12 protein-coding genes are annotated in these 10331 nt (G+C 65.1%); 10 read left to right on the top strand and 2 right to left on the bottom strand.

What is annotated here, in order from left to right; translation table 11 throughout:
* Positions 1-14: 14 nt before the first annotated feature.
* On the top strand, positions 15-653 hold the full coding sequence (locus tag AKL29_RS37870) for a response regulator (protein WP_082190817.1): 639 nt from the start codon (positions 15-17) through the stop codon (positions 651-653).
* Between the two features lie 168 nt (positions 654-821).
* On the top strand, positions 822-1994 hold the full coding sequence (locus tag AKL29_RS37865) for a M20 aminoacylase family protein (RefSeq protein WP_050387687.1): 1173 nt from the start codon (positions 822-824) through the stop codon (positions 1992-1994).
* 249 nt (positions 1995-2243) lie between these two features.
* On the opposite strand, the gene AKL29_RS37860 is transcribed toward AKL29_RS37865, so the two are convergent.
* Positions 2244-2807 carry a cytochrome b gene (locus tag AKL29_RS37860; protein ID WP_050387686.1) on the bottom strand — a complete coding sequence of 188 codons (564 nt, stop codon included), beginning with the start codon at positions 2805-2807 and terminating at the stop codon, positions 2244-2246.
* 184 nt (positions 2808-2991) lie between these two features.
* Here AKL29_RS37860 and murI point away from each other — a divergent pair, with 184 nt between their 5' ends.
* The 8 genes from murI (at position 2992) to AKL29_RS37825 (ending at position 8888) form a co-directional block, all read left to right on the top strand.
* Complete coding sequence (gene murI, locus AKL29_RS37855; RefSeq protein WP_028336775.1) at positions 2992-3789, top strand: glutamate racemase; 798 nt, start codon at positions 2992-2994, stop codon at positions 3787-3789.
* Between the two features lie 158 nt (positions 3790-3947).
* Positions 3948-4724 (top strand): HpcH/HpaI aldolase family protein, encoded by a 777-nt coding sequence (locus AKL29_RS37850; RefSeq protein WP_050387685.1) that lies wholly within the window; start codon positions 3948-3950, stop codon positions 4722-4724.
* A gap of 252 nt (positions 4725-4976) precedes the next feature.
* On the top strand, positions 4977-5366 hold the full coding sequence (locus AKL29_RS37845) for a cupin domain-containing protein (protein ID WP_028336773.1): 390 nt from the start codon (positions 4977-4979) through the stop codon (positions 5364-5366).
* A gap of 119 nt (positions 5367-5485) precedes the next feature.
* Positions 5486-6271 (top strand): hypothetical protein, encoded by a 786-nt coding sequence (locus AKL29_RS37840; RefSeq protein WP_028336772.1) that lies wholly within the window; start codon positions 5486-5488, stop codon positions 6269-6271.
* A gap of 270 nt (positions 6272-6541) precedes the next feature.
* A complete protein-coding gene (gene rpsD, locus AKL29_RS37835) occupies positions 6542-7159 on the top strand; it encodes a 30S ribosomal protein S4 (RefSeq protein WP_028336771.1) in 618 nt (205 codons plus the stop codon).
* Positions 7160-7278: 119 nt separating this feature from the next.
* Positions 7279-7611 carry a hypothetical protein gene (locus AKL29_RS37830; protein WP_410712232.1) on the top strand — a complete coding sequence of 111 codons (333 nt, stop codon included), beginning with the start codon at positions 7279-7281 and terminating at the stop codon, positions 7609-7611.
* Entirely contained in the window at positions 7503-7781 is a 279-nt protein-coding gene (locus tag AKL29_RS41420) for a type II toxin-antitoxin system RelE/ParE family toxin (RefSeq protein WP_082190814.1), read from the top strand. Before AKL29_RS37830 ends, AKL29_RS41420 begins: the two co-directional genes overlap by 109 nt.
* A 39-nt stretch (positions 7782-7820) precedes the next feature.
* Positions 7821-8888 (top strand): threonine aldolase family protein, encoded by a 1068-nt coding sequence (locus AKL29_RS37825; RefSeq protein ID WP_028336769.1) that lies wholly within the window; start codon positions 7821-7823, stop codon positions 8886-8888.
* A gap of 121 nt (positions 8889-9009) precedes the next feature.
* Here AKL29_RS37825 and AKL29_RS37820 read toward each other — a convergent pair whose 3' ends face one another.
* Entirely contained in the window at positions 9010-10272 is a 1263-nt protein-coding gene (locus AKL29_RS37820; RefSeq protein WP_050387684.1) for a serine hydrolase domain-containing protein, read from the bottom strand.
* Between the last annotated feature and the right edge of the window lie 59 nt (positions 10273-10331).

The raw sequence follows: 10331 nt of genomic DNA, 5'->3' as shown, positions 1-10331 counted from the left end.
CGACAACGGCGAAGATTCGGGGCATCTCGATCCTGCTGGTTGACGATCATCCGGTCGTCCGCCAGGGCTACCGGCGCGTGCTCGAGCATCAGGACGATTTCAGCGTGGTCGCCGAAGCCGACAACGCCGCCAGTGCTTATCGCGCGTTCAAGTCGCACCAGCCCGATGTGGTGGTGATGGACATTTCGATGCCGGGTGCCAGCGGGCTGGAGGCGATCCGCAACATCCGCGGGCGCGACGCCGACGCGCGCATCCTCGTCTTCAGCATGCACAGCGAGGCGGCCCAGGTGAAAGCGGCATTCGGCGCCGGCGCCAGTGGCTTCGTCACCAAGGGCAGCGAGCCGGCCGAGCTGATCGCGGCGATCCGCTCGGTGGCGCGCGGCGAGCATGCGATGAGCGACGACGTCGCCCGCGTGCTTGCGATGGAAAGCCTGGTGCCGACCCGATCGGCGCTCGACCAGCTCGGCGAGCGCGAGATCGAAATCCTCCGGCAGCTGGCGGCCGGCAGCACCAAGGAGCAGATCGCCGCCAACCTCCACCTCAGCACCAAGACCGTGCAGAACTATCACTACCTGATCAAAGCCAAGACCGGCATGCGGACCGACGCCCAGCTGGTCCGACTCGCCGTCGAATGCGGGCTGGCGAATTTGTAGAGCTCGTAGCCCGGATGGAGCGAAGCGAAATCCGGGATCTTCCCGCGCGCTCGATCCCCGGATTGCGCTTCGCTCCATCCGGGCTACCGACGTCATTGCCCCGGGACAATTCGGCGGGTTACGCTACGCTGCGCCACCCACCAAGCTCACAAGAAACGGACGCTCCCCATGCCCATCGTCAATCGCGTTGCCGCCCTCTCGGATGAAATGGCCGCCTGGCGTCATGACTTCCATGAGAATCCCGAACTGCTCTACGAGGTCCACCGCACCGCCGGCATCGTCGCCGACAAGCTGCGCGAGTTTGGCTGCGACGAGGTGGTGACGGGGATTGGGCGCACCGGCGTGGTCGGCGTGATCCGCGGCCGCAAGTCCACTTCGGGAAAGACCATCGGCCTGCGTGCCGACATGGACGCGCTGCCGATCGCGGAGGCCTCGGGCGTCGCCTACGCCTCGAAGATTCCCGGCAAGATGCACGCCTGCGGCCATGACGGCCACACCGCGATGCTGCTCGGCGCCGCCAAATATCTCACCGAGACGCGCAATTTCGACGGCACCGCGGTCGTGATCTTCCAGCCCGCCGAAGAAGGCGGCGCCGGCGGCAAGGCGATGGTCGACGACGGGCTGATGACCCGCTGGGGCATCCAGGAGGTCTACGGCCTGCACAACATGCCCGGCCTGCCCGAGGGTTACTTCGCGACCACGCCAGGCCCGATGCTGGCCTCGTCGGACACGTTGAAGATCGTTGTCCACGGCAAGGGCGGCCACGCCGGCGCCGCTCCGCACGAGGCGGTCGACAGCGTGCTGATCGGTGCCCAGATCATCAATGCGCTGCAGTCGATCGTGTCGCGCAATGTCGACCCGCTGAAATCGGCGGTCATCTCGATCACCATGTTCGAGGCCGGCACCGCGTTCAACGTGATTCCGGAGACCGTAACGTTGGGCGGCACGGTGCGCACGCTTGATCCCGCCGTGCGCGACCTGGTCGAGCGCCGGATCGGCGAGGTCGCCTCCAGCATCGCCAAGGCCTATGGCGGCTCGGCCGAGACGGATTATGGACGCATGTATCCGGTGACGTTGAACCACGCGCGCGAGGCCGGCGTCGCCGCCGAGGTCGCTCGCGACGTGGTCGGCGCCGAACGCGTCAACGACAATCTGGTGCCGGTGATGGGTGCCGAGGATTTCGCCTTCATGCTGGAGGCGCGCCCCGGCGCGTTCGTCTTCCTCGGCATGGGCGACGGGCCAATGTGCCATCACCCCGCCTACAAGTTCAACGACAACATCCTCGGGCACGGCGCCTCCTACTGGGTGCGCCTGGTCGAGAAGCAGATGCCGGCGGGCTAAAGCGCGATGAGATTGGGTCGAATCGTCATCGCGCTTTGGCTCTTTGTTTGATCATGATCTTTTCGGAAAACCGCTTCGCACTTTTCCGGATCATGCTCTAGACCCGCACGGACGTGGTCTTCACCTCTCCCTCCGGGAGAGGTCGGCGCGTAGCGCCGGGTGAGAGGTTACGGTCATCGATGCAACAGCCCCTCACCCGATTTGCTGCGCAAATCGACCTCTCCCCATCGGGGAAAGGTAGACCTTGCGTCAAGCCGCGCGATCGGCGGGATTCGCCCCGATCATCCGCGCGGCAACGCGATCGCGCCTGACGAAATAATGAAAGGCGACCGCGGCGAGGTGCAGCACGATCAACGCCAGCAGCACATAGGCGAAGAAGATGTGGCGATCCTCATAGGCATCCGCCGCCGCCTTGTCGGGCGAGGTGATCTGGGGAACGTGAAACAGGCCGAAGAAGCTCGAATAATCCTGGGCGCGGGCGCCGGAATGCGCCCAGCCCAGCATCGCCACCAGGATGGTGGCGGCGTAAAGCGCGCCGTGGCTGACCCGGGCGGCGATCCGCTGCCAGGAGGGCATCTCGGCCGGCAGCGCCGGCGTCGGGTTAAGGCCGCGCCAGAGCAGCCGCAGCACGGTGAGCAGCAGCACCAGGTAGCCGATATCGGCGTGGATCGAGCGGTAGAAGAACTTGTCCGCCCGCACCGGGACGTGGTTCATCCACCAGCCATAGGCCAGCATGCCGATGATGGCGATGCCGAGCACCCAGTGGAACGCGCGGGCGAGCGAGCCCCAGCTCGCGGCGGTATTGCGGATCATGTCGCGTGGCCCCCTTGCGGCCGCATTTTTGGATTTCACACGTCGCAGCAATAGTTTGCCGTGATACTTGCAACTATCGGTCAAGGCCATATGAAATTCCCGGCCTCACCGCCTTTTGTCGGCCGCAGCGGCCGGATAGCCAAAAACAACTGAATGGTAACCCTGCTTCGGATAGAGTTTTCGCGTGTCCACTCCCCCGACCATCCTTGTGTTCGATTCCGGCCTCGGCGGCCTCACCGTGCTGCGCGAGATCGTCCGCGCCCGGCCCGACGCGCATTACGTCTATGTCGCCGACGACGCCTTCTTCCCCTATGGCCATCACGGCGAGGACGAGATCATCGCCCGCGTGGTGCCGCTGGTCGGTGAGCTGATCGCGGCCCACGCGCCCGACCTCGTCGTGATCGCCTGCAACACGGCATCCACGCTGGTCATGTCGCATTTGCGCGACGCCTATCCTTTGCCCTTCGTCGGCACCGTGCCGGCGATCAAGCCGGCCTGCGTCTCCTCGAAAACAAGGCGCGTCTCGGTGCTCGGCACAAGGGGCACCGTGAAGCGTGAATATACCCGCAAGCTGATCTCGGACTTTGCGCAGGGCTGCGAGGTGACGCTGGTCGGCTCCGGCGAGCTCGCCTCGCTGGCGGAGGCCGCCCTCAGCGGCGCGAGCGTGCGCGACGAGGATATCGCGGCCGAGCTCGCGCCCTGCTTCGTCGGCGATGGCGCCCACGACCCTGCCCGCACCGACACCGTCGTGCTCGCCTGCACGCATTATCCGCTGCTGCTGGAACGCCTCAGGAGGCTCGCACCCTGGCCGGTCGACTGGATCGATCCGGCGCCGGCGATCGCCCGCCGCGTCGCCGACCTGCTCGGCCCGGCAGGCTCGGAGAGTGACCAAGCCGGCGCAGAGATGATCTTCACCTCGAAGCGCCCGCACGCTCTGACGGAAGCGCTGACGCCATTCTTCGGCGGCCGCGTCCCGGCCTGATCCCTTTCGCCGTCACAACGCCGCTGGAGCGCGATGAGATCGGGTTGAATCATCATCGCGCACCGGCCTTTTGTTTGAGCATGATCTTTTCGGAAAACCGCTTCACACTTTTCCGGATCATGCTTTAGCCTCTGCTCTCCTTCGAGGGAGGACCGAATTTGACCGCAGCCCCGCTGACACCGCTCAACCGCCTGCGCGAGGCGTGGCGCGACAAGCGCCCGACCTTCGGCGCGATCGCGACCATTCCGAGCATCCAGACCGTGCAGATCATGGCGCAGTCGCTGGACTGGATCATCGTCGATCTCGAGCACGGCCCGATCGATCTCGGCACCGCCCATGCGATGATCGTGGCCACCTCCGGCACGCCGTGCGTGCCGATGGTGCGGATCGCCGCCAACGAGCCGCATTTCGCCAAGGCACCGATGGACATCGGCGCGCTCGGCATCAATTTTCCGATGATCTGCAACGCAAGCGATGCGGTGAAGGCGGTGCGCAGCGTGCGCTACCCGCCGAAGGGCGACCGGCTCTGGGGACCGTTCCATGCGCCGTTCCGCTGGGGCGTCTCGATGAACGACTACATGGCGACCGCTGACGACGACATGATCTGCATGATCACGATCGAGCATGTCGATGCGGTGAACCGCATCGACGAGATCATGGCGACACCGGGCATTGACCTCGCGGTGATTGGACCCGGCGATCTCGCCACCTCGATCAACAAGCGCGGTCTGCCCGACGATCCCGAAGTGGTCGCGCTGATGCAGCGCGCCGAACACGGCATCATGAAGAGCGGCGTGCCGATCGGCGGCGTCGCGCGCACCGCCGAACAGGCCAATGCGATGATCGACCGCGGTTACCTCGCGCTCGCGCTGGGCTTCGACTGGTCGCTGTTCCAGCGCGGCATCGCGGCCGCGTTCGCGGGGATCAAGCGGTAGGCGTCAAACGCGGCCGCCGCTAGTTCACAGCTGCCGGCGAGCAGGTTCCAGTCACGTCGTGAAGGAACCGCGGAGTGAACGATGCGTGTCGCCGGTACAGCTCGTTCGCCTGAGTAGCTCATGAATAAGCGGCACAAACCCCCGCTGTTGGATGAACGGACTAATCCCAACGTCGCAAGTGCACATCACACATCGCACGCTTTCCGCCGCGATTCCGCGCTGCTAGAGTTTTGCGGGTTGGGAGGAAAATCCATGTTCAGGAAATTACTGCTTGGTCTCACCGTGATTGCCCTTGCCGGTGCCGGCGCTGCCTTGGCGCAGCAGAGCGGCATCAAGCGGACGCCGCTGCAGAAGGTCGATTTTCCACCGGGCTACAACACGGTCACCGCGATCGCCGAGGTTCCGGCCGGGGGTGCGTCGGGGCGTCACACCCATCCCGGCGCTGAAACCGGCTATGTGCTCGAAGGCGAGCTCGAGCTTCTGATCGACGGCAAACCGCCGTTGAAGCTGAAGGCGGGCGATTCCTACCAGATCCCGGAAGGCGCGGTGCACGACGCCAAGACGTCCGGCGACAAGCCGCTCAAGGTGCTCGGCGTCTACGTGGTCAAGGCCGGCGAGCCGTTGGCAAAACCAGCGCCGTGAGCAGAACCCCCTGGTCTCCGACCACTTGGTTCATCTGAGCTTCAGGTGCGGCGAGCAACCATTTGAGCTCGCCGGGCCTTTGATTTTTTGCCTGTTTGCTAAGGAACTGAATCGAACCGATGCGCGGTAAATTTCGTCAGATTTCATTGCCGCGCCGTCTCGTCGCCGATCTGATGCATGCATCGGCCGGCGTACCGCTGGTCTCCCTGAAGCGCACCCTGAACGTGCGTGCAATCGTCGAGGCCCGTGCACGCGCGGCGCAGGCACCGGGCTGGGCCGCCATCTTCGTCAAGGCATTCGCGCTGGTCGCCAGGACCGAGCCGACGCTGCGCACGCTGCACGTCAAATGGCCGTGGCCTTGCCTCTACGAGCTGCCGCGCAGCGTCGGCATGGTGGCGATTGCGCGCGTTGAGAAGGGCGAGGACTGCGTGCTGTTCGAGCGCGTCTGTGCCGCCGACGAGATGCCGCTCGCCGAGGTCGACGCGCTGATCCGCCGCGCCAAGACCGCGCCGCTGCACGAAATCCCCTCGTTCCGCAAGATGCTCTGCGTGACCCGCCTGCCGCTTCCGCTCCGCCGCCTGGCGTGGGCGATCGGGATGAATTTTGGCCGGCAGCGCGCCAATTTCTGCGGCAGCTTTGGCGTGACCTCGGTCGCGGCCTATGGCCCGGGCGAGTTGCACGCACTGAGCCCGGGGCCATTCCTGTTGAGCTATGGGGTGATCAGGCCGGACCACACTGTCGACGTTGTGCTGCGCTGGGACCATCTGGTCTGCGACGCCGCCCTGATCGCGCAGACCTTGATCCGCCTCGAGCAGGTGCTGGGCGGCGAAATCGCCGCCGAACTGGGCGCGGGCCGGCCGCAAGCCGATGCCCGGCTGGTCCGGGCGGCCGGAAGCCGTCTCTGAGGGGCAGAATCGGCCAATTTTGACGCCGATTCGGCCCAAAATGCCCTGCGTTTTGTTTGACAGAACCGGACTTTCTCCTTAAGACCACGTTGCTCGCGGGCCGGTTTTCGGCCCGCGATGCGTTTCGCGACCCGTGGTCCTCCCCGAGCTTTCGAGGCGGACCTGTCGGTACAGGTCTTTTGGCCGGTACACAGGAGGGCGCGTCTCCTCAAACCTGAAACTGACAAACGCCGGCCGCCAGGGTGCGACGGCTATGCAAAAGAGGACGCGATGACAAAGCGCAGTGAGGCGAAGTACAAGATTGATCGCCGCATGGGCCAGAATATCTGGGGCCGCCCGAAGAGCCCCGTGAACCGCCGCGAATACGGCCCCGGCCAGCACGGCCAGCGCCGCAAAGGCAAGCTCTCCGACTTCGGCGTGCAGCTGCGCGCCAAGCAGAAGCTCAAGGGCTACTACGCCAACATTTCCGAGCGCCAGTTCCACGGCATCTATGTCGAAGCCAGCCGCCTGAAGGGCGACACCGGCGAGAACCTGATCGGCCTCTTGGAGCGCCGTCTCGACACCGTGGTCTACCGCGCCAAGTTCGTCTCCACGATGTTCGCCGCGCGCCAGTTCATCAACCACGGCCACATCAAGGTGAACGGCCGCAAGGTCAACATCGGCAGCTACAAGCTGAAGGTTGGCGACCTCATTGAGGTCAAGGAAGCCTCCAAGCAGCTGACTCCGGTGCTGGAAGCGAGCCAGCTCCCCGAGCGCGACGTGCCCGACTTCATCGAGGTCGATCACTCCAAGATGACCGCGACGTTCGCGCGCACCCCCGGCCTCTCGGATGTGCCGTTCCCGGTGCAGATGGAGCCGCATCTGATCGTCGAATTCTATTCGCGCTGATCACAGCACGCATGCGAGATCCGAAAGGCCCCGGTTTTGCCGGGGCCTTTTTGTTTGCCCACAAGATGACTATCATACGCGGGACCTGGCAGATGGTTGCCCGTTGAGGTTTCTTGCCGATGACCCGGTTACTCGAACAGGCCTTCGAGACAGTTTCAAACTTGCCTGACACAGAGCAGGACGAACTCGCGCGCATCATGCTGCAGCTTGCCGGCGTCGACCAACCACCGCTCCAGCTCACGCCGGAAGAAGACGCCGATCTGGCTGAAGCCGACGCCGAGATTGCACGCGGCGAGCTGGCAACGGCCGAGGAAGTCCGTGCGATGTGGGCAAAGCACGGGCTGTGGACCTCCGTTACACGCGACGGGCTCTTGTCAAGATCGATCGAGCGCTCGCCTACATCGAAGCAAGATCGCCTCAAGGGGCGGTCCATGTTCGCGACCGTATCCTGACCCTTGTCACGCTGCTGCATGAGCAGCCGCGTGCGGGGCGCCCGACAAGCCGCCCCGGCGTCCGCCGGCTTTCGGCCACGCCATACCCCTACTTGATCGACTATCGTGTGACGCCCACCGAGATCATCATTATGCGGTTTCGTCACGCTGCCCGGAGGCCTATACGCTAGCGGCGACTCCGCACGCCAGCGGAGCGATGAGGAAAGCCCATGCACTACACCCCTGCCCGTCCCGATCCCAAGGCACCCGCCGTCCGTATCAACCTGCTCTCGGACACGCAGACCAGGCCGACGCCGGCCATGCGCGAGGCGATGGCGAAGGCGGAGGTCGGCGACGAGCAGGTCGGGGACGATCCGACCACCAATGAGCTCTGCGCCCGCGTCGCCGATCTGCTCGGCAAGGAAGCCGCCGTGTTCATGCCGTCGGGCACGATGTGCAACGTCGCGGCGACGCTGGCCTATTGCCGCCCCGGCGACGAGATCCTGGCGCATGCGACCGCGCATATCATCGCGCGCGAGGGCGGCGCCCATGCCGCACTCGGCGGTTTCCAGATCACGCAGCTGCCGGGAGATGACGGCCAGTTCACGCCGGACACCTTCCAGGCCGCGCTGCATCCGCGCACCCGCTACCAGCCGCCGCAAGTGCTCGTCAGCGTCGAGCAGACCGCCAATATCGGCGGCGGCACGATCTGGAAAAAGGCCGCGCTCGACGAGGTCGTGCGCATCGCCAAGGCCCACGGCCTTGTCACCCACATGGACGGCGCGCGGCTGCTCAATGCGACCGTCGCCTCCGGCATCTCGCCGCGCGACATGACGGCGGGCTGGGATTCCGCCTGGATCGATTTCTCCAAGGGCCTCGGCGCGCCGATCGGCGGCGTGATCGCCGGCACCCGGGCGTTCATCGACGATGTCTGGCGCTGGAAGCAGCGGCTCGGCGGCTCGATGCGGCAGTCCGGCGTCTGCGCCGCCGCCTGCATCCATGCGCTCGATCACCATGTCGACCGCCTCGCCGACGACCATGCCAATGCGCGGGCGCTGGCGCGCGGCCTGTCGCAGATCAACGGCATCGCGGTGCAGGCGCCGGAGACCAACCTCGTCTTCTTCAAGCCCGACGGCGCCGGCGTCTCAGGCGACAAGATGGTCGCCGAGTTGCGCAAGCGCGGCGTGACGCTGGCGATGATGGACGGCCGGATCAGGGCCTGCACGCATCTCGATGTGTCAGCGGCGATGATCGAGGAAGCGGTCGGACACGTCAGGGACATCGTGCGCGCGGCGTAGCAACCTCGGCAATCGTAGCCCGGATGCAGCGTAGCGAAATCCGGGACAGCACGATCCGACAGCAGGACCGCCCCGGATTGCGCTTCGCTGCATCCGGGCTACGAAACGACAAGATAAGCGTCTACCGTCCCATCGCCTGGTAGATCAGCGTCTTCAGCTCCTGCTGGATCCGGCCGCGCTGCGACGGCGTCTGCACCATGAAGATCCCGAACAGGTCATCCGCGGGATCGATGAAGAAGAAGGTACCGCCGACGCCGTCCCAGCGATACTCGCCCAGCGGCCAGTCTGTGTTCGCCGGCACCGAAGTGCGGACCGCGAAGCCGAGGCCGAAGCCGGAGTTCGGACCGGGATAGTAGTTCTGGTCGCGCACGACGCCGGTCTCCGGACCGATATGGTCCCTCGCCATCAGCGCGATGGTCTCCGGCTTCAGATAGCGCCTGCCCTCATAGCTGCCGCCATTCAGCAGCATCTGCGAGAAGCGCGCATAGTCGCCGATGGTGCCGACCATGCCGCCGCCGCCGGATTCCCATCGCAGCGGCTTGCGCGGATTGCGGACGTCGGCGACCGGACTGATGGTGCGATCCTTCGGCATCGGCTCGGCGATCAGCGGCCATTTCGCCCGGTCGGCGACATAAAACGCAGTCTCGTTCATCCCGAGCGGGCCGAGCAGCCGTTCCTTCTCGACCTGAAACAGCGATTTCCCCGTGATCACCTCGATGATGCGGCCGAGCACGTCGGTGGAATGGCCGTAGTCCCATTGCGTGCCGGGTTGTTCGGCGAGCGGCAGCGACGTGAGCCGCGCCACGAATTCAGCATTGTCGGGATCGTTGTTGAACAGTCCGGCATCCGCGTAGGTCTTGTTCACGATACCACCGCCGTAATAGCCGTAAGGCAGGCCGGCGGTGTGGCGCATCAGGTCTTCGATGGTGATGGGGCGCCTCGGCGGCTCCAGCGTCATCGCCATCTTGCCCTCATCGCCGCGCTTTTCCACCCCGACCTTCATGTCGGCAAAGGCCGGGATATATTTCGACACGGGATCGCCGAGCGCGAGCTTGCCTTCCTCGACCAGCATCATCGCGATGACCGTGGTGATCGGCTTCGACATCGAATAGAGGCGGAAGATGGTATCGGCGCTCATCGAGAATTCGGTGGCGACGTCGCGAACCCCGAACTTCTCGTAGTAGACCGGCTTGCCATGTTGCTGCAGCAGCAGGATCGCGCCCGGGATCTTTCCAGTCGCGACCTCGTTCCTGACATAGTCGGAAACCTTGGCGAGGCCTTCCGCCGAGAAGCTGTGCGCGGCCGGCCGCGCGGAGCCGGCCTTCGCAACCGTTGCGACCAACGCGAACGCGAATGCCGCGACGAACGCGCGGCCCCCACGCATGCGAGCGCATGAGCCGATCCGCCTGAATCGGATCATGCCGTCATTCCCTTCTTTTCAAC

Source organism: Bradyrhizobium pachyrhizi (assembly GCF_001189245.1).
Lineage (GTDB): Bacteria > Pseudomonadota > Alphaproteobacteria > Rhizobiales > Xanthobacteraceae > Bradyrhizobium > Bradyrhizobium pachyrhizi.
Note: the sequence above shows the minus strand (reverse complement) of the source record. Positions and strands in the feature narration are given on the sequence as shown.